Raw genomic sequence first — 24,641 nt, 5'->3', positions numbered from 1 at the left:
TGCACCGTAGATGCGAATTAACTGCGCTTCTTAACTTTCTTTCGATAGTTTCGTTCAACTGCTACAGTGGTGAATAACACAGTAACGAAGGAGTGACTATGCCATCACCAAAGACGTACCCGGCAACACGTGTTGCAGTGTTGGATTGCTACGAAGACGGACAGCACGAAGAAATTCACCACCGCTGCGAAGAACTCTTCCAAGCCCTCGTTCACGCGAGTCTGCGCACCCACTTTGACCGCCTCAGTGCCGAAGAAACCCTCTACCTGGTCACCGGCGACGGCGAGCGCGTACAGATTTCTCCCGAAATGTACGGGCCCCTCACCTCCGTAGCGCGCGCATTCGCCGACCGCAAGGATGTCTGCGTGGTCCGCCAGGACCGCCTCATGACCACGCAGGAGGCAGCAGACTACCTGGGCGTATCCCGCCCGACCGTTGTTCGCCTGCTGGAGCGCGGAGATATTCCGTTCGAGCGCATTAACACGCACCGTCGCGTTGCTTTTGACGACCTCGAACGTTACCGCCTCGAGCACGAATACGTGAACCGCCGCGTTCGCTAAACCCGCATCTGGTCGATTACTTTCTGATCAATCACCCAGACCGGACAGTACGGTTCAGATAGCGCAGTTGAGCTATACAATGCGGTTGAAGAATCGCAGCATCTGCTGAACAATATCGGGGCTAAAACAGCGCGAATCCCCGTGTTCGGCATCCGGAACCAGCACCAAATCGGTAGGCACCTGCCGCGTGCGCAGCGCCTGATACACCCGCACCGATTGCTGGTACGGCACACACGAATCACTAATACCGTGCACGAGCATCAGGGGAGTGGCACCGCCGCTCACTTCCTGTGCAGAGGCACTTTCGATCTTATTCGCTCGTTTCTGGGGGCGTACCGCATCAATAGGATGCGCACGCTCCCAGTTCTTTTGGGCGCGCTCGATGCTGACACCCGGAACCGCCCGCTCTCCCTTGGAAGCGTCGACAGCCGACAGATCTGAGGGTACGGGGTGGGTGCTTCCCAACAGTCGCCATTCAGCCCCGTCATCCTCGGGATGATCGAGGGCATAGCCAGCCAGAGGACGATCGGTGAAGATGGTCCTCAAATCGCTGACCCCGTAAAACGAAGCCGCCGCAACCACCCGTGAACTATGGGATGGGTAGGCGCTCGCCGCCCTGCCCTCGAAGTATTCGTCGTGCTCGGCGTGTTCGGGTGCACTCGCAGAATCCCCAAATACAGAGTTACCGGCGGCGGAATTCTCAACGGAGGAATTTCCCGTATACGCAACTATCATGCTCAGGTGCCCGCCCGCGCTTCCGCCCGCTACCGCAATGCGCTGCGGATCAATACCGAATTCGTGCGCGTTGGCGCGGAAGAAACGCACCGCCTCCTTCACATCGTGCAGGGCACCCGGGAAGAGCGCCTGATGCGAATACCGGTAGTTGATGGACGCGACCGCCCAGCCCGCCTGCTGAAAAGCGGCGCGCATGAGCGCCTGGGTATTGGGCTGCTCCCCGGAAGGGGCGCGCAGGATAGTGTCGCGTAGGGCCTGGTTGGTGCCGAAACGCCAGGCGCCACCGTGAACCCACACCAGCAACGGCGCGGGGGAAGAAGGCTCGGTAGCTGAAGTTTCGGCAGTTGAAGAATCAGCAGCCGCGGGGAAGAAATCGTAGGCGAACGCCTCGCGAGTTACCGGCGACTGCGCACCGTAGTCGGGTAACGAGTGGGCGTCGTAAAAGCCCGCCTCGCGGTAAAAACCGGAGCGGTACTCGGTGCTCTCAACCTTTGGCACGCCCTCAGTGGTCAGTGCACCCTCTACATTCGGCGCGTCCTCAGCGTTCAATGCGACCTCAACGGTGGGCGCGCTCTCAGAAATCTGCATGAATCAGCACCTCGCTAGGGAACCAGTACAATCTTGCCGCGGGTGCGACCCGTCGCAACCAGGGCATGAGCCTGCGCAGCCTGCGAAAAATCAAGCACCTGATCCACGTGCACCTTCAACAGGCCCAAGGACATGAGACGGGCAATCTCCTGCATCTGCGTGCGGTCCGGGTGAACCGTCAGCCACTGCGCCTCGAAGCCGCGCTCACGCGCAACATCCAGCGGGTCGGGGCTGGTCAGGGTGATAATACGGCCGCCGGGAACCAGCACCTCCAGCGAATCGAGGAAGGTCTGCTGACCAGTGGAATTGAGCACCACATCCATGGTCTGGCCCAGTACGGCGCGGAAATCCTCGGTGCGGTAATCAATGGGCTGGGCACCCAGCGAGCGCACAAACTCGTGGTTTGCCGCGGAGGCGGTCGCAAAAACCTGAGCGCCAGCCTGCGCCGCCAGCTGAACGGCGAGGTGGCCGACGCCTCCGGCACCGGCGTGAATGAGTACGCGCTCGCCTTCCTTCAAACGCGCCACTTCGAAGAGCGCCTGGTATGCGGTCAGCGCCGCCAGGGGAGCGCCACCCAATTGCGCGCAGGGAACATCGGCGGGCACCTTCACCAGCTGATGCGCCGGGGCGAGAACATACTCGGCGTACGCACCGGCGGGGGAGGGGAAAGAAACAAGACCAAATACGCCGTCGCCCACCTTAAAACCCGTGTAGTCGCCGGCGGTAGCAACCACGGTGCCGGCAACATCCCAGCCGGGCACGAAGGGCTTGTACGACGGATCCGCCAGCTGAGCGGCGGGACCCAGACCCTTGCGAGTGGTCACATCAATCGGGTTGACACCGGCGGCAACCGTTTTGATGAGCACGTGACCGCGCACCGGCGAGGGGATAGGCACGTTTGCTTCGTGCAGAACGCTTTCGTCGCCCCATTCGGTGAGCTGAATCTGGCGCATGGTGGTCATCGGGTTACCTCCGCTGTTGTGGCTTGAAGCCGTGCTGATGTGACGGGTGTGCGCGTTTTCCCATTCTCTCAAGGCTGTTAGCGTTGCCACAATAGGCAGGCGGGTAGTGTCCACCCTCTGAGGTTGAAGCTGCCCGGCATGACCGTTAAATAAAAAGGAGCCGATACCCGAACAATACGCCTCGGATATCGGCTCCCGTGTTCCCTCTCGAATAAGAACATCGTGCCCCTGAAAGGATTCGAACCTTCGACCCCCAGTACCGGAAACTGGTGCTCTAATCCGCTGAGCTACAGAGGCAACCCACCTATGGTATCAGATAAGCACTAGATAAAGGGTCAGGTACCTGCCAAGGCTTGCTAGAATAGTTTGTTATGACTCCTGAAGAACTCTCTGAAGCCATTGCGCTTGCCCTTGAAGAAACCATTTCCTCCGGCCAGCTGACCCTCGTGGAGGGCGCTGAACTGCCCGCCGTCCGAGTGGAGCGCCCCAAGTCCCGTGAACACGGCGACTGGGCAACTAACGTCGCTCTGCAGCTCGCCAAGAAGGTGGGCAAGAACCCGCGTGAGGTAGCAGCTCTTCTGGCAGAGAAGATTGGCGCCATCGCCGGTGTTGCATCCGTAGATATTGCTGGCCCCGGCTTCCTGAACATCACCCTGGACGCCGCAGCTGCTGGTGAGCTTGCCGCCACCATCGTTGAGGCTGGTGAAGCATACGGTCGCAGCGACAAGTTCGCTGGTAAGACCATTAACCTTGAGTTCGTTTCCGCGAACCCCACCGGCCCCATCCACCTGGGTGGCACCCGCTGGGCTGCCGTCGGTGATGCGCTCGCCCGCGTCCTTGAGGCTGAGGGCGCTAACGTCGTGCGTGAATACTACTTCAACGACCACGGTACCCAGATTGACCGTTTCGTGCGCTCCCTGATTGCCGCTGCTCGCGGTGAGGAGACCCCCGAGGACGGCTACGCTGGCGCGTACATTGTTGACATTAAGGACCAGATTCTGGCTCAGCGCCCCGACGCGCTTGAGGCTGAGAACCCCGAAGAGATTTTCCGCGAAATCGGTACTCACCTGATGTTCGATCAGATCAAGGAGTCCCTGGCGGCATTCGGTACTCACTTCGACGTGTTCTTCCACGAGAACTCCGTGTTCGAAGGCGGCAAGGTGGACGCCCTGCTCGACGCTATGCGCGAGAACGGTCAGCTCTTCGAGGCTGACGGCGCATGGTGGATGCGCACCACCGACTACGGCGACGACAAGGACCGCGTGGTCATTAAGTCTGACGGTAACCACGCCTACGTGGCGGGTGATATCGCCTACTACCAGGACAAGATGACCCGTGCAGTAAACCCCGCTGACGTGGCGATTTATATGCTCGGCGCTGACCACAGCGGCTACGTGGGCCGTCTGAAGGCTATCGCCCAGATTCTTGGTTACCGCGCCGACCAGATTGAGGTCATGATCGGTCAGCTGGTGAACCTGGTCAAGGACGGCAAGCCCGTCCGCATGTCCAAGCGTGCCGGCACCGTGGTCACCCTCGAGGACCTGGTCGAGGCTGTTGGCGTTGACGCGGCACGCTACGAGCTGACCCGCTACTCGGTGGACACCCCCATCGACATTGACCTGGGCCTGCTGACCTCCAAGAGCAACGAGAACCCGGTCTACTACGTGCAGTACGCTCACGCACGCACCGCCGCTGTGGCACGTAATGCTGCGGAGGCTGGCGTGAAGGTTGAGGACGGCGTGGACACCTCCCTGCTCGACTCGGCTGCTGACGGCGAGCTGCTGGCTGTACTCGGCCAGTTCCCCGCTGCTGTGCGTGATGCCGCGAAGTTCTACGAGCCGCACCGTGTGAACCGCTACCTGGAGCAGCTCGCTTCGGCGTACCACAGCTGGTACGGTGTCTCCCGCGTCACCCCCAAGGCTGATGAAGAGGTCACCGACCTGCACCGTACCCGCCTGCTGCTGAACAACGCGGCACAGCAGGTGCTGGCTAACGGCCTGAACCTGCTGGGTGTGAGCGCACCCGAGCGCATGTAATACTCTCGTTTCAACCCCCGACCCGGTGCTACCGGGGCGGGGGTTGAGCGTATGCCGGCAAGATAGCTAAGAAAGAGACACGATGAGCGAAGCCCGCGCCCTCTACGCCCCCGAATGGCTCACCTACCCCGAGCACCCCGAAGCCCTGTCCCGCACCATCTGGACGGATTCCTTTACCCGCAATGAGCAGGGCGAGCTCTGCATTGACGGCGTGACCGTCAGCGACCTGGTTGCTGAGCACGAAACCCCGCAGTACGTCTTCTCCGAGACGACCTTCCGCGCCCGCGCCCGCGCCTACCGCACCGCTTTTGAGCAGGCTTTCGCCACGCACGGTGCGAAGGTGAGCGTCTACTACGCCGGTAAGTCGTTCCTGTCCACCGCTGTGGCACGCTGGGCGACTGAGGAGGGCCTGTGCCTGGATACCGCCTCCGGTGGTGAGTTGGCGTTGGCTCTGCGCGCACAGGTGCCCGGCGCGAACATCGCCCTGCACGGCAACAACAAGTCGGAGGCTGAGATTGCCCGCGCGATCCGCAACGGCCTGGGCCGCGTGGTGGCTGACTCGGTGGACGAGCTCAAGCTCATTGAGCGCGTGTACGCCGAGCTTGCCGCCGAGCGTGTGGCGGAGGGCGAGGAACCCTACGCCCCGGTTCCGGTGCTGATTCGCATCACCCCCGGCGTGCATGCTTCGACCCACGAGTCCATTGCGACCGCGCACGAGGACCAGAAGTTCGGCATGTCCCTGCAGCCCGGCACCGCAGCGCTCGCGGGTTTGGATGAGGAGGAGCTGGAGCACTGGGGTGTTGAGTCTACTGATTCTTACGCGGCTCTGGCTGCCGCGATTCTGAATGCAACCGATTCCCTGGATTTTCGCGGTATTCACTGCCATATTGGTTCGCAGATTTTTGAGGCGGAGGGCTTCGAACAGGCGGCTACTACCGCCCTGGAGTTCATGAACCGCCTCAACCGTGACCTGGGCGTGACCCTGCCGGAGCTGGATTTGGGCGGCGGCTACGGCATCGGCTACACCGAGGCGGATCGCCCCCGCTCCATTACCGAGGTGACCGAGTCGATTGCCGCTTCCGTCGCGGCAACCTGCGAGCGCCTGGGCATGGCGATTCCGCACATGTCGTTTGAGCCGGGCCGTTCTATTTCTGGTCCTTCGGGTGCGACTCTGTACACGGTCGGCACCATTAAGAACGTGAGCATTGAGGATGAGAATGGCGAGATTCGCGTGCGCCGCTATGTTTCGGTGGACGGCGGTATGAGCGATAACGCCCGCCCGGTGCTGTACGAATCGGATTATTCGGTGACCCTGGCGAATCGTGCCCCGGCGGGGGAGCAGGTGCTCTCTCGCGTGGTGGGTAAGCACTGTGAGTCTGGCGATGTGGTGGTTCGTTACTGCTACCTGCCGGCTGACCTGCAGGCTGGCGATATTCTGGCGGTTCCGGCGACCGGCGCGTACTGCTATGTGCTGGGTTCGAACTATAACTTCTTGACTCGCCCGCCGGTGATTGCCACTGCTGAGGGTAAGCCTTCGCGCGTGATGATTCGCCGTCAGCGTGAGGAGGATATGTTGGCGCTGGATATGGGGTCGGAAATCTAAGAGCCCTGTCTGACATCATGAAAAGCCGTGAAGTTCCCGTTTCTACAATGCGTGCCGTGAGGTGACGGTTGCGGGCGGGGTCTTCACGGTTTTGTGCGTTCACAACATGACAGAAGATAAGGTTCACCTCATCACTGTGAGGGAAACCTCATCTCAGAGAGTAAAAGTCGCACCTTGAGGCTGCAGCCCCGTCGCCGCCTCTTGATAAAGTGGTTGTTGGGTGCGTGCTCTGCGCCGTATCCGTGCCTTAGCCCGAAGAGATTCCGGGGCGAACCTGGAACAGACCGTAGAAAGAGACTATCGTGGCTGAAAAGATCAAAGTAGCACTGCTTGGTGCCGGTAATGTCGGTTCCCAGGCTGCTCGCATCCTGGTAGAGGATAATGCCGTCCTTGAAAAGCGCATTGGCGCGCCCGTGGAATTGATCGGTATTGCTGTGCGCGATACTAATGCATCCCGCCACTGGAATGCGGATCCCTCGCTGTACACCACCGACGCTGAATCCCTGATTGATGCGGCGGATGTGGTCATCGAGCTGACCGGCGGTATTGAGCCGGCTCGCACTCGCATTCTGCGTGCTCTGAAGGCGGGTAAGTCCGTGGTCTCCGGCAACAAGGCGCTGCTGGCTAAGCACGGCGTGGAGCTACAGGCTGCCGCTGATGAGTCCGGTGCTCAGCTCTCTTACGAGGCTGCTGTTGCGGGTGCTATCCCGATTCTGCGCCCCCTGCGTGACTCCCTGGCTGGTGACCGTGTGACCCGCGTTCTGGGCATCATGAACGGCACCACCAACTACATTCTTGACCAGATGGACACCACCGGCGCATCCTTCGCGGACGCACTGGCTGAGGCTCAGAAGCTTGGCTACGCTGAGGCTGACCCGACCGCTGACGTTGAGGGCCATGACGCCGCGTCGAAGGCTGCGATTGTTGCTTCTTTGGCGTTCCACTCGACGTTCACTATTGATGACGTGCACACCGAGGGCATTACTTCCATCACCGCTGATGATGTTGCTGCCGCGGATGCTGATGGTTACGTCATCAAGCTACTGGCTATTTGCGAGCGTGAGGGTGAGAATGGCGCGAACATTCGCGTGAACCCGACCCTGATTCCTCGTCAGCACCCGCTGGCGGGCGTGCACGGTGCGTTCAACGCTGTGTTCGTTGAGGCGGAGAACGCTGGCGAGCTGATGTTCTACGGTCCCGGTGCGGGTGGCGCACCGACTGCTTCGGCTGTTCTGGGGGACTTCGTGTCCCTGGCTCGTCGTCTGGTGCTGGGCGGTCCCGGTGTTCCGGAGACTTCTCACGCTCAGCTGCACGCAACCGGTCTGGATAACGTGGTGTCTCGCTACTCGGTGGGTGTTTTGGTGGAGGATCGCCTGGGCGTTCTGGCAAACATTACCCGCATCCTGACTGAGCACGGTATTTCTGTTGATTCTCTGCGCCAGTCCGCCCCGAAGGAGGGTGTGGCTCAGATTCGTATGGTCACCCACTCTGCGAAGGACGCTGATTTGCGCCGTGCGATTGCTGTGATTGACGCGCTGGACACTGTGCGTGAGGTGAACTCGGTCATCCGCGTGGAGTCTGAGAAGCACTAAGCGCCGAGAATTACTTAGCGCGAACTGATGTGTGGCACGCGCCGCTCACTAAACCTGCGATGTTTGCGTGTAGAAGCATCGCTCACGAACGAACCCGCGTACCCGCTACCGCGCCGGACCTATGGGAGGTCCGGCGGGCGGGGCGCCAAGATTGAAGGAGAAGCCAATGGCACACGTGTGGCAGGGCGTTATCAATGAGTACCGTGACCGTCTGCCTTTCGCAGACGATGTGAAGGCGGTGACCCTGGGCGAGGGCGGTACCCCGCTGATTCACGCGCCGGCACTGTCTGCTGAGACCGGTAACACCGTTTACCTGAAGTTTGAGGGTATGAACCCGACCGGTTCGTTCAAGGACCGCGGTATGACCAGCGCGATGACCGCCGCTAAGCGTGACGGTGCGAAGGCTGTTGTGTGTGCTTCGACCGGTAACACTTCCGCTTCGGCTGCTGCGTACGCTCTGCAGGCTGGTATGCGCTGTGCAGTGCTGGTTCCGGACGGCAAGATTTCTATGGGTAAGCTGTCTCAGGCTATTGCTCACGGTGCTGACATCATTCAGATTGACGGCAACTTCGATAACTGCCTGGAGATTGCTCGCAAGCTCAGCGAGAACTACCCGGTGTTCCTGGTGAACTCGGTCAACCCTTACCGTATTGAGGGCCAGAAGACCGGTTCGTTCGAGGTTGTTGACACCCTGGGTGACGCTCCCGATTACCACCTGCTGCCGGTTGGCAACGCGGGTAACATCACCGCGTACTGGAAGGGCTACAAGGAGTACTCGGAGCCTTACACCAACCGTGACGGTAAGGTTCTGGAGCCGGTTGCAACCAAGCGCCCGATCATGTGGGGCTTCCAGGCTGCTGGTGCTGCACCGATCGTTGCTGGTCACCCGATTGAGGCTCCTGAGACCATTGCGACCGCGATCCGTATCGGTAACCCCGCGTCGTGGGAGAAGGCTGAAGCTGCTCGTGATGAGTCTGGCGGCGTGATTGAGGCTGTCACCGATGAGGAGATTCTGGAGGCGCACCGCTGGCTGTCTGCCCGCGAGGGTGTCTTCGTGGAGCCGGCTTCGGCTGCTGGTGTTGCGGGTCTGCTGAAGAAGCACCGCGCCGGTGAAGCTCCCGAGGGTAAGACCATCGTCATTACCGTGACCGGTCACGGTCTGAAGGACCCGCAGTGGGCTCTGCAGGCTGTGAACGGCGTGAAGGTTGAGCCGACTAAGGCTCCCTTCGACGTGGTTGCTGTGGCAGATATTCTCGATTTGCACTAGCCTATTCATACTACGATGTGCACTCCGTCCCGTGTTTGCGGGGCGGGGTGCACCTGCATGACAGCCCCTTTTTATATCTTTCACCTATTCACTCATTACGTCACCGATCGCGAGGTTCTTCTCATGTCTTCCCTGCATATTTCTGATATTCCGGTGGGCGCGTCCGTTAAGGTTCGCGTTCCCGCCACGAGCGCTAACCTGGGTCCCGGCTATGACAGCATGGGTTTGGGTCTTGGCTTCTATGATGAGCTGGTTGTTGAGCGTATTGAATCCGGCCTGGAGTTTGAGCTCAGTGGTGAGGGTAGCGCGGACGTTCCTCACGACGAGAGCCACCTGGTTTTGCAGGCGATGAAGGCTGGTTTTGTGGCGGCTGGTTTGGGTGAACTGCCGCCGGTGAAGCTGATTGCTGATAATAAGATCCCGCATTCTCGCGGTATGGGTTCTTCGGCGTCGGCTATTGTGGCGGGTGTGGCTGCGGCGAGTGGTCTGCTGCCGGAGGCGCACCGTCTGAGCCGTGAGCAGATGCTGCAGGTCGCCTCCGATATGGAGGGCCACCCGGATAACGTGGCTCCGGCGATTTACGGCAACCTGTCGGTGTCCTGGGGTGAGATGGGTAACTGGAAAACCCTGATTATTCCGGTGCATCCTGAGGTTCACCCTGTGGTGGCTGTGCCTGATTATGAGGTGTCGACGAAGCTTGCTCGTTCGCTGATCCCTGTGCAGATGCCCCATGTTGAGGCGGTGGCGAACTCGGCTCGTGCGGCGCTGCTGGTGCGCACTCTCTCTGATGTTCCCGAGTACCTGATGGATGCGACCGTGGATTACCTGCATCAGGGGTACCGCGTGACCGCGATGGAGCCGTCGGCTGCGCTGGTTGCGTACCTGCGCGGTCAGGGTTTTGCGGCGGTGATTTCTGGCGCTGGCCCGACTGTTTTGACCTTTGCGCACGGTGATGAGCAGGTGCGACAGGTTCAGGAGGCGATTGCCGAGTTTGAGGCGACTCACCCTGGTAGCGCTATTGTGGATCGCCGCTTGAACTGGCGGGTTCTTCCCCTTGAAATTGATACTGAAGGTGTTATAGTTACTCAGTAGGACGTTATTAGTTCGTCCTATGTTGAGGTTCGCCCGTCGTTCAATGTAGACCGTCGATACTATCCTTCGTAACGTACTTCCGTTTCCCCTGATGCCTCAGATGCTTTTGTATCTGGGCGGGAGCCGGTAAGGTTCGGGGGAGTGCCTTTGGGATTCATGTCTTTCTTTATTTCTGACGCATAGGGGAAGACTTTTCTGGAGGTTCGGTTTCGCGGCGGGTGCCCTTTCAAAGTGACCAATCCGTCCTCTTCATCTCATGTAGATGGTTCTTAGAGATGATGGTTTGGGCTTGCCCACATTTGTGATAGAGCGCCTTATCTTCCGTGTGTGCTCGCTGTGTCTGAATCAGCGGGTACGGTAAGAGACGCGAACCGCCTCCAGTGCGGTTCGAGGGAGTCGAAGGTGCGGACTGCTGTTTTCTTTCGGCAGTGTCTAAGCCTTTGACCGCGCTATAGCGTTCGCCCGATCTTTATTCTGAAGATTTTCAGGGCTTATAACCAAAGGAATTGTAGTTGGCAAAGAATATTGTTGTCACCGATGAGTACGGTACGGCCGCTGCCGCACCGGAACTTGCGAACTTGAAGGTCGCGCAGCTGCGTGTCCTCGCCCAGCAGCTTGGTATCCGCGGCTATTTGAAGTTGAAGAAGGCTGAGCTGGTTCAGGCTCTTGAGGAGCATCAGCGTGGCGGCGCCGTAGCCGCTCCTGCTGAGCCCAAGGCTGAGACTCCCGTTGAGTCTGCCCAGACCCCCGCTGCTGAGAAGGTTGAGGAGTCTAACCCTCGCCGTACCCGCCGTACTCGCACCCAGAAGGATGCTGAGGCGAAGGTGGAGAAGGCTGAGAAGACCGAAAACGCGGAGGCTGCTGAGGCTCCCGCCGAGGGCGCTGAGAAGGCTGAAAAGTCTGAGAAGCGTACCCGTTCTTCCCGCCATGAGACTCCCGCTCAGAAGCGTGCGCGCGCTCGCCGCGCCGCTGAGGGCGAGGACGCATCGGCTGAGAAGTCCGAGAAGACTGAGAATAACGAGAAGCCGGAGAAGCGTACCCGCCGCACCCGCACCCGTAAGGATGAGAAGCCCGCTGAGCTTCCCCCGCTGGATGTGCGCGCTGAGCTGGCTGCTGAGCGTATTGGTGAGCGTTCGGAGCAGGTTGACCTGCCCGGTAACTCGGCTGAGCTGAAGGCTGCTACCGCTGACGGCACCGCGAGCCTGGACAGCCTGAACGCTGCCCTGGACATGACTTTTGGTACCCCTGACGGTGAGAAGAGCTCGAAGCGTACTCGTACCCGTGAGCGTCGCCGCGACCAGGATGGTGAGCGTACTGAGCGTCGTTCCAAGCGTGACCGCCAGGCGGAGCGTGCAGAGCGCAATGCTGAGCGTAGCGAACGTGCCGAGCGTAAGGCTGCTGAGCGTGCAGAACGCGCAGAGCGTGCCGAGCGCACTGAGCGCCGTTCCAAGCGTGACCGTCAGGCTGAGCGTGCTGAGAAGCAGGCTCGCCGCCGCGAGGAGAACGAGCCTCGTCTGAGCGAAGACGATGTGCTGGCACCGATTTCGGGTGTTCTGGACATCCTCGATAACTACGCTTTCGTGCGTACCACCGGCTACCTGCCCGGCACCAATGACGTGTACGTCTCCCTGGCTCAGGTGAAGAAGTACAACCTGCGTAAGGGCGACCACGTGCTCGGCGCGATTCGCGTGCCGCGCGAGGGTGAGTCGAACAACCGCCAGCGTTTCAACGCCCTGGTTCAGGTTGAGGCGATTAACGGTCAGAGCGTTGAGGAAGCAGCGAACCGCCGCGTGTTCTCGAAGCTGACCCCGCTGTACCCCAAGGAGCGTCTGCGCCTGGAGACCACCCCGAAGAAGCTGGGCACCCGCGTGGTTGACCTGGTGTCCCCGATTGGTAAGGGTCAGCGTGGTCTGATTGTGTCCCCGCCGAAGGCGGGTAAGACCCTCATGCTGCAGTCCATCGCGAACGCGATTACTGTGAACAACCCGGACGTGTACCTGATGATGGTCCTGGTGGATGAGCGTCCTGAAGAAGTGACCGATATGCAGCGCACCGTTAAGGGTGAGGTTATTGCCTCGACCTTCGACCGCCCGGCTGAGGATCACACCACCGTGGCTGAGCTGGCTATTGAGCGTGCGAAGCGTATGGTGGAGCTCGGCTACGATGTGGTCGTGCTGCTGGACTCCATGACCCGCCTGGGCCGCGCATACAACCTGGCGGCTCCCGCATCCGGTCGTATCCTCTCCGGTGGTGTGGATTCTGCCGCACTGTACCCGCCGAAGAAGTTCTTCGGTGCTGCCCGCAACATTGAAGAGGGCGGCTCGCTGACCATTCTGGCTACCGCCCTGGTTGAGACCGGCTCGAAGATGGATGAAGTGATCTTCGAAGAGTTCAAGGGCACCGGTAACATGGAGCTGCGCCTATCCCGTCAGCTGGCGGATAAGCGTATCTTCCCGGCGGTTGATATTAACGCTTCTGGTACTCGCCGCGAGGAGAATCTGCTCTCCCCGGATGAGATCAAGATTATGTGGGGTCTGCGCCGTGCCCTGGCGGGTATGGAGCCTGAGCAGGCTCTGGGCGTTCTGACCAACCAGCTGCGTAAGACTGAAAGCAACGTGGAGTTCCTTCTGACGGTTCAGAAGAACGGTCTGCGTCTGGTCGACTAAGGCTCGTATCTCACGCGCCCCACCTCCTCATGTGGGTGGGGCGCGTGAGACGTTCGTTTTGCGCATCCCTGTTGTGTGGGGTGCGAGATGTCTAGTGCCTGCCCGTGCGGCGTAAAGTGCGGGAGATGGAAGAGAGAACAGAATGTTTGAATCTATTCAGGTTCTGCTGGATGAGCACACTGACCTGCAGAATCAGCTTGCTGACCCCGCTGTGCAGGCGAACCAGGGTAAGGCACGCCGTGTGGGCCGCCGTTACGCGGAGCTGACCGGTATTGTGACTGCGTACAACAAGTACACTTCACTGAAGGATGACCTTGAGGCTGCTCGCGAGATGGCTGATGAGGATCCGGATTTCGCGGCGGAGATTCCCGGTCTGGAGGAGGAGCTGGAGGTTGCTCAGGAGAAGCTGCGCCGCCTGCTGATTCCGCGTGACCCGGATGACGGCCGTAACGTCATTCTTGAGGTGAAGGCTGGTGCCGGTGGTGACGAGGCGGCTCTGTTCGCTGGTGACCTGCTGCGCATGTACATGCGTTATGCCGAGAACAAGGGCTGGAAGACTGAGATTATTTCTTCGACCAGCACCGATGTTGGCGGCTACAAGGACGCCCAGATTGCTATTAAGGGCTCCTCGAATGAGCCGGCTGAGGGCGTGTGGGCGCACCTGAAGTATGAGGGTGGCGTGCACCGTGTGCAGCGTGTTCCGGCGACTGAGTCTCAGGGCCGTATCCACACTTCCGCTGCTGGTGTTCTGGTGTTCCCCGAGGTGGATGAGCCCGAGGAAATCGAGATTAACCAGAACGACCTGAAGATTGACGTGTACCGTTCTTCGGGCCCCGGTGGTCAGTCGGTGAACACCACTGACTCGGCGGTGCGTATTACTCACCTTCCGACCGGCATTGTGGTGGCGATGCAGAATGAGAAGTCTCAGCTGCAGAACCGTGAAGCTGCGATGCGCGTTCTGCGTGCGCGCCTGTTGGCGCACCAGCAGGAGCAGATTGACGCTGAGAACGCGGCACACCGTGCTTCGCAGGTGCGTACCATGGACCGTTCGGAGCGTATCCGTACGTACAACTTCCCGGAGAACCGCATTGCGGATCACCGTACTGGCTACAAGGCGTACAACCTGGATGCTGTGCTGAATGGTGACCTGGAGCCTGTAGTTCAGTCCGCTATTGAGATGGATGAGGCGCACCGCCTCGCTCAGGTGGGCCAGGAACAGAAGTAATTCTGTATTTGCTCGTGCCGATTCGCTGAATCGACGTGAGATGTTGGTGAGGGGCTCGCCGCTACGGCGGTGGAGCCCCTCACCTGTATGCCGCGATAGGCTTTGAGGCGTTGAGAGATGAAAAGGAGAGGTCATGAAGGTGAATGTGCACGACCCGCGCGGAGAAGAACTCGCGCAGGTACTCACGCGCGCCACCGCGGCACTGGCGCAGGTGCCCAGCCCCCGCGTCGACGCCGAGCTCCTCGCCGCGCATCTGCTCTACGACGGCTCACGCTCGCGCCTCCAGCACGCAGCGCTGATGGGGGAGCGGCTCACCCCCGAACAGGTTGCAGAGTACGAAGCGCTGGTCGCCCGCCGCGCCTGCCGCGAACCGCTGCAGCACATCACCGGCTCCGCTCCCTTCTACCGCCTAGAACTGGCAGTCGGACCGGGCGTGTTCGTACCCCGCCCCGAGACCGAGCTACTCGTCGAAGAAGCCCTCAAAGTGCTGGCCGCACGCACTGACACTGCACCCGGTGGGTCGCGAATCGTCGACCTGTGCACCGGCTCCGGCGCCATCGCCGCGGCAATCAAGAGCGAACTGCCGAACGCCCAGGTGTTCGCGGTGGAACTCTCCGAAGACGCCATCCCTTACACCCGCAAGAACCTGGAGCCGCTCGGCGTGCACCTGATACAGGGGGACGCCCTCACCGCCCTGCCCGAACTTGCCGGAACCTTCGACGCGGTACTCTCGAACCCTCCGTACATTCCGCCAGCGAACGTACCCGCCGACCCGGAAGCCGCCCTGCACGACCCGGACATGGCACTGTACGGAGGGGGAGAGGACGGCATGCAGATGCCCTCCGCAATTGCCGCCCGCGCCTTCGAGCTTCTTACCCCCGGCGGCCTGTTCATCATGGAGCACGACGACACCCAGGAAGACGCCGTCGCCGAGCTGTTGGCGCGTGTCGGCTTCGAGGGCTGCTACCCGGTGCGTGACCTGAATAATCGTCCGCGTCATAGCGTCGGTTATAAACCGCGCCCACTAGAGCCTTTAGACTAGTAGATGCACCACCTAGCCCGTGCCGGGCTGCGTGAAGGCAACGCGTCCGCCTCCTCAGCCAGCTCAGAGCCGGTGAAATATGGTGAACCCCCGGAAGAGTGCTTCCACATGGCGCGTTGTGGGTGCCGGTGTCTCGCCGCATCCAGAAAAACATGAGAGAATAAGACCCGTGACTGCAAAGCTGTACCCCGTAACGACTGAAACTGAGACCCGCGAGGCCATCGAAGCTGCCCGCGAGGCGCTGAAGGCGCACGACACGATTGTGATGCCCACCGATACCGTCTACGGTATTGCCGCCGATGCTTTCTCGCATCAGGGCGTTGCCAAGCTGCTGGCAGATAAGGGCCGCGACCGCACCATGCCGCCGCCCGTGCTGATCTTTGATCTTGCTGCGCTCGCTGGCGTGGTCGACGACGTTCCGGACGATATTTACGATCTGGGTGGTCGCTTCTGGCCCGGCGCACTGACTATGATTCTTCACGCGTACCCGTCGCTGAGCTGGGATTTGGGTGAGACCCGCGGTACTGTTGCCGTGCGTGTTCCCGATGATGAGTTCGCCCTGAAGCTGCTGACTGAGCACGGTCCGCTGGCGGTTTCGAGCGCGAACAAGACCGGTCAGGAAGCCGCACTGGACGCACATACCGCCATGGATTCCCTGGGTGAGGACGTTGCCGTGGTGATTGACGGTGGCGCTCGTCCTAAGCCGCTTGAGTCTGAGCCGAATGAGGACGGCGTGGTTGTGGTGACTGAGCGTGACCCGGCACCGTCCACGATTCTGGATTGCACCTCCTTCCCCTACGTGGTGGTTCGTGAGGGCGCGATTTCGGTGGAGGAGCTGCGCGAGGTCGTTCCGACCATCCTGACTCGTGCGGAGGCTGACGAGCAAGCGGCTCGTAAGGTTGAGGAGGCTGAGGCTGCTTCTTCCGCGTCGTCTGAGTCGACTCCTTCTGAGCGTGCTCTGGATGAGCAGGCTGACCTGGATGAGGCGTACGAGCAGTGGGACAGCACCCACACTGTGAGCGGTGAGCCTGCTCGTCGCGCTTCGGCACCGGTTGCCGGTTCTGTCGCTGCGTCCCTGTTGGGCGCTACTTCGGCTCTGTCTTCTGCTTTCAGCACTGGCGTGGATCAGGAGCGTTCGCGCGGCTACCGTGACAACACTCCGAAGCCGGTTCGTGCGGATGAGCCGCAGACCCACCCGGTTCCTGCTGATACTGCTCGCGCGCTGGTCTTTGGCGCGTCGAAGATTGAGACTTCCTCTAAGGATGAGGCTAAGCCGGCAGAAGCTAAGACTGAGGCTACCAAGACTGAAGCTGAGGCAAAGACCGAGCAGAAAGACACCCCGGAGGATCACCTCTAAACCTCTGCGCGTGTATGAGCCCGGAGCATAAAAACGTATAGGGAACCCCCGATATATCGTTCAGATATATCGGGGGTTCCCTTTCGTTATGAGCTCTCTAGAGGTGCGCCACTAGGGTGTGTGCCTCAGGTCGTGCACCTTTAGGAGAACACGCGCGCTACCTAGTTCTTCTCGAAGCGGCGGTCCTTCTTCTTACCCAGCGCGGTGTGGGCGTTGCGCAGTACTTCACGCACGCGCGGGGTGGGCAGAAGGTTGTTTTCGCGTGCCCAGGAGTCGTCGATGCCCTGGCCGAACCACATGACCTCGACTTTGCGCACGGAACCTGCGAACTTGTCGTTCATCAGCTCGGAGACGGTGTAGCCCGCCTTGACTGCTGCGCGGCAGAGCCATTCGGGCAGGCGGCGCGGGTGGCGGCGACCAGCATCCACGGATGCGGAGGCGACGGTTGCGCCTTCCCACGGCTGCAGCACGATGGTGGGTAGCTCGCCGGGGAAGGTGCCGAGCATGACCACGAATTCTGCGAGGGCGTGCACGCTGGAAACCGGGGACTTGCCGGTGCCTGCACCCGCAACGGATGCGAATGGGGAGGATGCCATCTTGGCGAAGAGTTCGGTGGTGCGTCGGCCGCGGCCCTGCACGCTGGTTGCGCGCAGGATGCACAGTTCGGGTGCGCTGTCGGGGTGCTCTTCGAGGAAGTAGTCCTGCAGGTCGAGCAGCGCTTCTTCGCCGAGTGCCTTGGAGAAGGAGTAGGCGCTGAACGGGTTGGTCTCTTCGGAGTCATCCAGCACGAGGCGCGGGCCCTGTACCGCTGCGGAGGAGAGGTGGATGACGCGGCGCACGCCGGTGCGTTGCGCGGCGATGGCGATTACGGCGGGAAGCAGGGCGTTTGCGCCGACGAGCGGGGGCAGATCCTGCATGTTGGGTGCCGCGAGGCCTGCTGCGTTGACGACGACCTGCGCGCCCGCGAAGGCTTCTGCGAGGGAGTCGATGATGCCTTCAACCTGGTCTGCTTCGTCGATGATGCTGTCTACGTCAAGGGCTCGGGTTGCGAGTCGAGGTGCCTCAATGGGGTCGACGCTGATACCTTCTGCGTTTAGACGCGCGACGACGGAGGAACCAACGAAGCCGCTGGCGCCAATGACTTTCCACTTGGATTCGGACATCTCTTTTACCTCTCACGAGCCCGCGTACGTTGCGGGGAAAAATGGGGTCATTTCAACTTTCCCATATTTGAACATTTTATGGGGAATTTGTGGGGTTTTATTCGGTCTCTGGTCGTTTTTTCGCACGGGGTGCACAGCGCAAACACAGGCTGTGAAGTTGATAGCTTGATGGATACCCACAAGTGGGGGAACCAGTGCGTCCGCTATACGGATAAATCAACTGAATTCGGTTGTTTATTTGTCATATAGGGCGTCTTTTGGGGTGATGGTTCACTCTCTAGTGGAGACCACAGGTAGAATATTTTCTTTGAGCGATATATCCACACGGTTGAATGCCGCGGGCGCGAGAAACACCAGAAGCGCCCAGCTCGGTATGGGTGTATCGCGTACCGGCTGATTCAGGCGCATCGCGCCGCGGAGGGAGAACCTATGGCAGAAAAGTACAGCGACGTGACCGCTTTTGCCCAGTCTTCTTCCGATCAGTCTTCCTCTTGCGATTCTTTGAACGAGTATCCCCGCACGGTTGCCGTGGTGGTGACTTATAACCGTGAGGATCTGCTACCGAAGACCCTCGCTGGTATCGCTTCTGGTGAGCGTGTGCCTGCGGCGGTGGTGATTATCGATAACGCCTCCACGGACGGTACTGCCGAGTATTTGCGTGCCCTGGACTATGAGCTGCCGGTGGATTGCGTCCGCCTGGAGAGCAATATGGGCGGTGCTGGCGGTTTCGCGGTGGGTATTGATCGCGCCCTGGAACGCCATAACCCGGATTTGGTGTGGGTTATGGATGATGACACCGAGCCGACCGAGAACACCCTGTCGGAGGCGGTTGCCGCCTGGCTGAACTATTCGCCGGTGCCTTCGCAGCGCCCCGCGGTGGTGGCGTCTCGTGTGGTGTGGACGAATGGTGAGGACCACCCGATGAACACTCCGCGCACGATGTTTGCGGCGGGTCAGCAGCGTCATGCTCGTGCGCAGGGGGTGGGTGCCCGTCCGATTCGTAGCGCCTCATTCGTGTCGATTCTGATGGATGCGCAGGCTATTCGCCGTAATGGTGGTTTGCCGATTGCTGAGTTCTTCATTTGGAATGATGACTTCGAGTTTTCGACTCGTCTGATTCATCACCGTGACGGCATTGCGGTGCCTTCCTCGGTGGCTAAGCACCACACGAAGACTTTTGGTACGACGAACGCTGACCCGGGTCCGCGTTTCTATAACGATGTGCGCAATAAGCTGTGGGTCTTTACCCGTTCGCGTACCCTGAACCCGCTGGAGAAGCTGCTGTACGGTGGCTCGTCGGCGCGCCTGTGGATTTCTACTGTTCTGCGTACTGATGACCGCCGCACCTACCTGGGGTATTTCCTCGATGGTGTGCGTGATGGTTTGCGTGCGCCTCGCCCGAATGCTCAGGTGCTTGAGGGTATTTACCCGCTGACTTTCCCCGGCCGCTACGGCGTGCCGGCATCCGCTGAAAGCCGCGCTGATTCTGAGAAGGCGCGCGGTTGCGTGAGCTCCGCACCCGATTTCTCGGTGCTGATGAGCGTGTATGTGAAGGAGAACCCCGCCTACTTGGATCAGGCGTTGGAGTCGAATCTGCTGAACCAGACTGTGCGTCCTTCTGAGCTGGTTTTGGTGAAGGATGGCCCGCTGACCCCCGAGCTGGATGCCGTGGTGGACCGCTGGGTTCAGCGCGCCGAGAATCTGGAATGCCCGCCGATTCAGGTGGTTGAGCTGGCTCAGAATGTTGGTTTGGCGGAGGCGCTAAACGCCGGTCTGCAGGCGTGTTCGTATGAGGTGGTTGCTCGTGCTGATTCTGATGATCTGTCTGAGCCGACTCGTTTTGCGCGTCTGATTCCTGCCCTGGTGCAGGGCGGCTACACGGTACTGGGCTCTGCCATGCTTGAGGTGAATGAGGGCAATACTGCGGTGGAGTCGACTCGCGAGGCGATTGTTGATTCTGCTCGTTTGCTCAGCGCGATGGATTCGCGCAACCCGATTTATCACCCGTCCGTGGCATTCGTGAAGAGCGCCGTGCAGCAGCTGGGCGGTTACGAGTTCGTGCCCGGCGCGGAGGATTGGTGGCTGTGGATGCGTCTGCGCGATGCCGGATACCGTCTGGGCAATATCCCCGAGGCTCTGGTGCGTTACCGCGTGGGTGCGGGCGCGTACACGAAGCGCGGGGGACTGGACGCCTGGTTGCAGGATGTGGCGATTCAGCGTCGACTGTACACCGGTCACGGTATTTCTAAGCTTCAGTGGGCTCAGAATATGGCGGTGCGGAGTGTGTACCGTTTTGTTCCTGAGCAGGCGCGCCGTTCAGCGTTTCGTGCGTTGTCGTCTTTGACGGCTCGTGCTTCTTCTCGTTCTTCTGGTACCGCATCTGAAGGAGGCATGTAGTGGCTCAGTTGAAACCTCACGCTCATGTGGTGATGCAGAAGGCTGCTCAGCGTGGCACGATGGTGACGGAGGGTGACTCTGGCACGATGCTGGTGAACCGCCTGTATGAGCGTAAGCCGTGGTGGCTGATTGCGCAGGCGCTGATTGATTCGAGTGCCTGGGTTCTGTCGGTTTTGTTCGCGTACATGCTCCGCTATAGTGTGTTGCTCAGTAACGGCTCGGTGTTCGATATTATTCACCCGGCGTCGTTGACGATGACCGCTACGTTGGCTGTGGTGTTGCACCTGGTCATTGGTCTGGCGGGTGTGAAGATTTATAACGGCGTGTATTCGTACGGTTCGTTTGACGAGTCCTGGCGTGCCGGCGCGGCTGCTTTGAGTGCGGGTGCGGTGTTGACTGCTTTCTCCTTTGTGGATGAGCTGCTGGGTCTGCCGCATATTCCGCATAGTGTGCCTGCAATCGCGGCGGCATTTAGCCTCATCATGATGGCGGGCGCTCGCATGGCGAAGCGTGTGTACACTGAGCGCGGTGCGGTGCGTGAGCTGACCGGCGAGCCGGTGATTGTGTACGGTGCCGGCTTTATCGGTGGCATGGTCATGGATTCGATGCTGCACGATGAGGAGGCGAAGCTTCGCCCGGTTGCTGTCTTCGATGATGACCAGCTGAAGGCTGGTACGAAGTTCCACGGCATTTCGGTGATTACGACTTACCGTGAGCTGGAGCAGGTGATTCGTGAGTCGGGTACCCGTAAGATTCTGGTGACGATTTCGGATATGTCGGAGGATTACTTCGAGTCCTTCTGCAACCGCATGCGTAAGCTTAAGGTTGAGGTTCAGCGTATTAGTAGTGCGAATGCTCGACTGATGGGTGAGCGTCTGATTACCGCGAGCGATAACGACCTGATGCGCGTGATTCGTGGTGAGATTAACTACGATATTGACCGCGATATTCTGCGTTCGTACCTGCACGGTAAGCGTGTGCTGGTCACCGGTGCGGGCGGTTCGATTGGTTCTGAGCTGTGCCGTCAGATTAGCGAATTTGAGCCGGAGACCCTCATGATGCTTGATCATGATGAGACTCTGCTGATGGAGACGAAGGTTTCGATTACTCACGAGTCGAGCCTGGATGATGACCGCATTATTCTGGCTGATATCCGTGAGGGCGATAATCTGCTGGAGATTTTCCGTGACCGTCGCCCCGAGGTGGTGTTCCACGCTGCGGCTTTGAAGCATGTGTCGGCGCTGGAGGCGTACCCGAAGGAGGCGTGGAAGACGAACTCCTTGGGTACTCTGAACGTGCTGCGTGCCGCGGAGGCGGTGGGTGTGAAGACCTTCGTAAACGTTTCGACCGATAAGGCTGCGGACCCGAAGACTGCGCTGGGTCAGTCCAAGCGCGTGGCGGAGCGTCTGACCGCGTACTTTGGCGAGAAAACCGGCAATACCTACGTGTCGGTTCGTTTCGGTAACGTGTTTGGTTCACGCGGTTCGATTAAGCCGCTCTTTACGAAGCAGATTCTTTCGGGTGGTCCGATTACTCTGACGGATAAGCGTGCGACCCGTTACTTCATGCTGATTACCGATGCCTGCCTGCTGGTGATGCTTGCCGGTGCGATTGGTCGCCCGGGCGAGGTCATGGTGCTGGATATGGGTCAGCCGGTCAAGATCCTGGACGTTGCGAAGGCGATGCGCCAGGCGTATGAGCGGTATGACGTGGAGATCAAGGAGATTGGTCTTCGCAAGGGTGAGAAGCTGGATGAGACTCTCTTCGGCGGTACCGAGAAGCTGGTGCCGAGCGAGGAGAACCGGTATATTTCCCGGTCGAGTGCCCCGGCACTTGACCCTGATGAGCTCGATTATGAGCGGTGGATTCAGAACTATCGGGAGCACAGCGGCTATGAGCGTCATGGCCTGGAGCGTGCCCCTGATCCGCGTACTTTGGCGGATGCGCAGACGTTCTAATCTTTACGGAAATGACACCGGATGCTGCACTTGCGTGGCGGGTGCGGTATCCGGTGTTTTCTCTTTCTCGGGTGTAGAACATTTCAGGACGCAGAATATGCAGAACGTATGGAGAGAATCTGTAATGTTTAGTCCCGGGCTACTGAAGAGTTCTATAGAATACGAAGTAAACACACACTATACGCACACATCGTCCCTCAGCCGCGATTCTGGAGCTTGCGTCCAGGGGAGCGGCGCCAATGCCTTGGAGCTGGTATGACCTCCTTTTCTGAGCTGTTGAGTATTTTTGCTCTTGCTTTTGTTTTGGGTGTCCTTTTGCCGTTTGCGGTGCGCCCGATTTTGCACCGCTACAACATGGTGGATGTTCCTAATGAGCGTTCTTCGCATACTGCTCCGACCTACCGCGGTATGGGCTTGGCGACTGCGGCCGCGACCTTTGTAGCGTTTGTGGCGGCTACCCTGTTCGGCTGGACGTACCGTTCTGCTGAGTCGTTGCAGCTGGCGGTGACGATTGCCGCGGCGATTCTGTGTGCTCTTGCCCTGGGCTGGCTTGAGGATATTCGCGGCGTGAGCATTGTGCGTCGTGCGGGCCTGCAGCTGGTGATTGGCGTACTGGTGAGCGTGAGCTTCGCGACGGTGCAGGGCACGAACGTTCTGGTACTGATTCTTGGCGCGATTTTTATTGCCGGCTACATTAACGTGGCGAATTTTATGGACGGCATTAACGGTATTTCTGGTGCTCACGGTCTGGTGGCTGGTTTGGCGTATGCGCTGACCGGTTGGATGGTGAACCTGCCGTGGCTGGCTTTGGCTGGTGTGGCTGTTGCCGGTGCTTTTGCGGCGTTCCTGCCGTGGAATGTGCGCCCAGGTAAGAACGTGTTTTTGGGCGATGCGGGTTCTTATGTTTTGGGTGCGGCGCTGGGCACGTTGGCTGTGGGTGCGTGGTTTGCGGATGTTCCGTTCCTGTTGGCTTTTGCTCCGCTGGTGACCTACCTTGCGGATGCTGGTATTACTCTGTTCCGTCGTTTCATGGCGGGGGAGCAGTGGTATAAGCCTCACCGCACGCACACCTATCAGCGTCTGACGGACGTTGGTTTCAGCCACCTTGGCTCGACCGCCGTGGTGACCGGTACGACCATTCTGGTGTGGGTGCTGTTGGCGTTTGCCTCTGATTTGTTTGCTTCGGGTGCCGTGCTGGCGGCTGTTGGCGTGGTGCTGGTGGCTCTTGCCGTGCTCGCCGTGTACCTGCGCATGCCGCAGCTCTTTGGCGGCGAGGCACCTACCTCCACGATTGACCTGTCGAAGCGCTTTGCTTCTGCACCTAAGGAGAAGAAGACTATTTCGGAGCCTGCTACCGGCTCTTTGACCTCGGCAACTGGCGTTCCAGCGACTCCCGAGAACGTGGAGCCGACCTCGTTGCATCCGGAGCCGATCATGCCGGATTCCGTGAAGGATCGTGCGGGTCGTCCTTCTTCTGCTTCCTCTTCTTCGCCGCAGCCTAATTCGACTCAGTCTAATCAGAATCGTGGGGAGAAACACTAATGGCTTCTGAGCAGCCTAAATCTCAGGCTCCCGCAGAGCCTCTCTGGAGGCGCGTGGTGGACGTTCTGTGGTATCCGCCGGCGGAGCGCAAGAAGCAGCAGAAACGCCGCCGAGAGCGTGCTCAAGCAGGTTTAAAGGCCTCTTCTTTCGAGAGTCAAGAGCTTTCCTGGAAATTTTTGTTCTACAGGGTATCGGCTTACTCTCTGCTGGCTTGGTTGGGCGGTATGATGAGTGCGTACCTGTTTGCGGGCCCCGTGGGCGCGCTAGGAATAACATTGGGCTTTCTGATAATCTATATATGCTTCACTCTGGGCGTATTAGTTATGTTGGTTGCTCCCATTTTCGACTGGGGTGTACCCAAATCGCTGGTGGTGAGCTACCTCGTGAAGATTGCTCTGCTCGGTCTGGTATTGATGTTTGTGCCGTTCCCCGAGAACTTGAGGCACGGTTGGACTCTCGCAGGCGCATGTACCGGCGTGATTCTGTGGATTGTTATTGAAACAGTCAGCATCGCACGACTGAGAATTTTGTACTTCGACACCGACTCGGAAGACCATGGTCGGTAACACGATTGGTGTTTGAAAGGAAAAACGTTTGGCCGAAGAGAAGAAGTGGTGGGACGGAGATAAAAAGCTCCGCACCACCGGAGAATTGGTGTCTGACGGAGGGCTCTCCGGTGCAGTCATGTCGATTCTCTATCTGATCATCGGTATAGCAGTGTGGGGCGGCATCGGTTACCTCGGTGACCTGGTCTTCTCCACCACCTGGCTGGTGTGGGTTGGTGTCTTGATTGGCGCTATCGGAGGTTTGACCCTCGTCTTTACCCATATGACCAGGCAGAATAAAGACCGCTAGG

At 59.6% G+C, this 24,641-nt stretch carries 18 protein-coding genes and 1 tRNA gene; 15 read left to right on the top strand and 4 right to left on the bottom strand.

The features are described 5' to 3' along the window. The first annotated feature begins 98 nt into the window (after positions 1-98). Positions 99-560 (top strand): helix-turn-helix domain-containing protein, encoded by a 462-nt coding sequence (locus HMPREF2927_RS08420; protein WP_044150579.1) that lies wholly within the window; start codon positions 99-101, stop codon positions 558-560. Positions 561-632: 72 nt separating this feature from the next. On the opposite strand, the gene HMPREF2927_RS08415 is transcribed toward HMPREF2927_RS08420, so the two are convergent. From HMPREF2927_RS08415 to HMPREF2927_RS08405, 3 genes are all read right to left on the bottom strand, one after another. Next, positions 633-1,883: an alpha/beta hydrolase family protein gene (locus HMPREF2927_RS08415; RefSeq protein ID WP_070687113.1), complete on the bottom strand. Its 1,251-nt coding sequence runs from the start codon at positions 1,881-1,883 to the stop codon at positions 633-635. A 14-nt stretch (positions 1,884-1,897) separates the two neighbouring features. Beyond that, entirely contained in the window at positions 1,898-2,845 is a 948-nt protein-coding gene (locus tag HMPREF2927_RS08410; protein ID WP_044150576.1) for an NADP-dependent oxidoreductase, read from the bottom strand. A gap of 223 nt (positions 2,846-3,068) precedes the next feature. Beyond that, a tRNA-Arg gene (locus tag HMPREF2927_RS08405) sits at positions 3,069-3,142 on the bottom strand. A gap of 74 nt (positions 3,143-3,216) precedes the next feature. Between HMPREF2927_RS08405 and argS the strand changes: the two genes are divergently transcribed. From argS to HMPREF2927_RS08360, 9 genes are all read left to right on the top strand, one after another. Beyond that, on the top strand, positions 3,217-4,881 hold the full coding sequence (gene argS / locus HMPREF2927_RS08400) for an arginine--tRNA ligase (RefSeq protein WP_070687111.1): 1,665 nt from the start codon (positions 3,217-3,219) through the stop codon (positions 4,879-4,881). Between the two features lie 82 nt (positions 4,882-4,963). Continuing rightward, on the top strand, positions 4,964-6,484 hold the full coding sequence (gene lysA / locus HMPREF2927_RS08395) for a diaminopimelate decarboxylase (RefSeq protein ID WP_070687109.1): 1,521 nt from the start codon (positions 4,964-4,966) through the stop codon (positions 6,482-6,484). A gap of 302 nt (positions 6,485-6,786) precedes the next feature. Beyond that, entirely contained in the window at positions 6,787-8,076 is a 1,290-nt protein-coding gene (locus tag HMPREF2927_RS08390; RefSeq protein ID WP_005506489.1) for a homoserine dehydrogenase, read from the top strand. Between the two features lie 166 nt (positions 8,077-8,242). Continuing rightward, entirely contained in the window at positions 8,243-9,343 is a 1,101-nt protein-coding gene (gene thrC / locus HMPREF2927_RS08385; RefSeq protein WP_060823649.1) for a threonine synthase, read from the top strand. Between the two features lie 123 nt (positions 9,344-9,466). Continuing rightward, positions 9,467-10,435 carry a homoserine kinase gene (thrB, locus tag HMPREF2927_RS08380; protein ID WP_070687107.1) on the top strand — a complete coding sequence of 323 codons (969 nt, stop codon included), beginning with the start codon at positions 9,467-9,469 and terminating at the stop codon, positions 10,433-10,435. Positions 10,436-10,947: 512 nt separating this feature from the next. Further along, on the top strand, positions 10,948-13,101 hold the full coding sequence (rho, locus tag HMPREF2927_RS08375) for a transcription termination factor Rho (protein WP_070687105.1): 2,154 nt from the start codon (positions 10,948-10,950) through the stop codon (positions 13,099-13,101). A 142-nt stretch (positions 13,102-13,243) separates the two neighbouring features. Further along, positions 13,244-14,326, top strand: coding sequence for a peptide chain release factor 1 (gene prfA, locus HMPREF2927_RS08370; RefSeq protein WP_005506482.1), 1,083 nt, complete (start codon positions 13,244-13,246; stop codon positions 14,324-14,326). Between the two features lie 133 nt (positions 14,327-14,459). Beyond that, positions 14,460-15,368 carry a peptide chain release factor N(5)-glutamine methyltransferase gene (prmC, locus tag HMPREF2927_RS08365; RefSeq protein WP_070687103.1) on the top strand — a complete coding sequence of 303 codons (909 nt, stop codon included), beginning with the start codon at positions 14,460-14,462 and terminating at the stop codon, positions 15,366-15,368. A 169-nt stretch (positions 15,369-15,537) separates the two neighbouring features. Continuing rightward, complete coding sequence (locus HMPREF2927_RS08360; RefSeq protein WP_070687101.1) at positions 15,538-16,725, top strand: L-threonylcarbamoyladenylate synthase; 1,188 nt, start codon at positions 15,538-15,540, stop codon at positions 16,723-16,725. A 161-nt stretch (positions 16,726-16,886) separates the two neighbouring features. Here HMPREF2927_RS08360 and HMPREF2927_RS08355 read toward each other — a convergent pair whose 3' ends face one another. Further along, positions 16,887-17,888, bottom strand: a complete 1,002-nt coding sequence (locus tag HMPREF2927_RS08355; protein ID WP_070687099.1) for an NAD-dependent epimerase/dehydratase family protein — start codon at positions 17,886-17,888, stop codon at positions 16,887-16,889. Positions 17,889-18,317: 429 nt separating this feature from the next. Between HMPREF2927_RS08355 and HMPREF2927_RS08350 the strand changes: the two genes are divergently transcribed. From HMPREF2927_RS08350 to HMPREF2927_RS08330, 5 genes are all read left to right on the top strand, one after another. Beyond that, positions 18,318-20,285 carry a glycosyltransferase family 2 protein gene (locus HMPREF2927_RS08350; protein WP_070687097.1) on the top strand — a complete coding sequence of 656 codons (1,968 nt, stop codon included), beginning with the start codon at positions 18,318-18,320 and terminating at the stop codon, positions 20,283-20,285. After that, entirely contained in the window at positions 20,285-22,243 is a 1,959-nt protein-coding gene (locus HMPREF2927_RS08345) for a polysaccharide biosynthesis protein (protein WP_070687095.1), read from the top strand. Before HMPREF2927_RS08350 ends, HMPREF2927_RS08345 begins: the two co-directional genes overlap by 1 nt. A gap of 255 nt (positions 22,244-22,498) precedes the next feature. Further along, a complete protein-coding gene (locus tag HMPREF2927_RS08340; protein ID WP_070687093.1) occupies positions 22,499-23,785 on the top strand; it encodes an MraY family glycosyltransferase in 1,287 nt (428 codons plus the stop codon). After that, a complete protein-coding gene (locus tag HMPREF2927_RS08335; protein ID WP_005506466.1) occupies positions 23,785-24,351 on the top strand; it encodes a hypothetical protein in 567 nt (188 codons plus the stop codon). Before HMPREF2927_RS08340 ends, HMPREF2927_RS08335 begins: the two co-directional genes overlap by 1 nt. A gap of 28 nt (positions 24,352-24,379) precedes the next feature. Continuing rightward, positions 24,380-24,640, top strand: a complete 261-nt coding sequence (locus HMPREF2927_RS08330; RefSeq protein WP_012903763.1) for a hypothetical protein — start codon at positions 24,380-24,382, stop codon at positions 24,638-24,640. Position 24,641 lies beyond the last annotated feature (1 nt).

Origin of the sequence: Rothia sp. HMSC061E04 (assembly GCF_001813685.1) — a bacterium.
GTDB lineage: Bacteria > Actinomycetota > Actinomycetes > Actinomycetales > Micrococcaceae > Rothia > Rothia mucilaginosa.
This window is presented reverse-complemented; position numbering and strand designations above follow the sequence as displayed.

What these genes read in the sequence shown, in the direction of transcription:
- HMPREF2927_RS08350 (WP_070687097.1), top strand. Translation starts at nt 18,318, where the DNA reads ATGGCAGAAAAGTACAGCGACGTGACCGCTTTTGCCCAGTCTTCTTCC.
- HMPREF2927_RS08415 (WP_070687113.1), bottom strand. Translation starts at nt 1,883, where the DNA reads ATGCAGATTTCTGAGAGCGCGCCCACCGTTGAGGTCGCATTGAACGCT.
- prfA (WP_005506482.1), top strand. Translation starts at nt 13,244, where the DNA reads ATGTTTGAATCTATTCAGGTTCTGCTGGATGAGCACACTGACCTGCAG.
- HMPREF2927_RS08340 (WP_070687093.1), top strand. Translation starts at nt 22,499, where the DNA reads ATGACCTCCTTTTCTGAGCTGTTGAGTATTTTTGCTCTTGCTTTTGTT.
- argS (WP_070687111.1), top strand. Translation starts at nt 3,217, where the DNA reads ATGACTCCTGAAGAACTCTCTGAAGCCATTGCGCTTGCCCTTGAAGAA.
- HMPREF2927_RS08355 (WP_070687099.1), bottom strand. Translation starts at nt 17,888, where the DNA reads ATGTCCGAATCCAAGTGGAAAGTCATTGGCGCCAGCGGCTTCGTTGGT.
- HMPREF2927_RS08410 (WP_044150576.1), bottom strand. Translation starts at nt 2,845, where the DNA reads ATGACCACCATGCGCCAGATTCAGCTCACCGAATGGGGCGACGAAAGC.
- HMPREF2927_RS08420 (WP_044150579.1), top strand. Translation starts at nt 99, where the DNA reads ATGCCATCACCAAAGACGTACCCGGCAACACGTGTTGCAGTGTTGGAT.
- lysA (WP_070687109.1), top strand. Translation starts at nt 4,964, where the DNA reads ATGAGCGAAGCCCGCGCCCTCTACGCCCCCGAATGGCTCACCTACCCC.
- thrC (WP_060823649.1), top strand. Translation starts at nt 8,243, where the DNA reads ATGGCACACGTGTGGCAGGGCGTTATCAATGAGTACCGTGACCGTCTG.
- prmC (WP_070687103.1), top strand. Translation starts at nt 14,460, where the DNA reads ATGAAGGTGAATGTGCACGACCCGCGCGGAGAAGAACTCGCGCAGGTA.
- HMPREF2927_RS08335 (WP_005506466.1), top strand. Translation starts at nt 23,785, where the DNA reads ATGGCTTCTGAGCAGCCTAAATCTCAGGCTCCCGCAGAGCCTCTCTGG.
- thrB (WP_070687107.1), top strand. Translation starts at nt 9,467, where the DNA reads ATGTCTTCCCTGCATATTTCTGATATTCCGGTGGGCGCGTCCGTTAAG.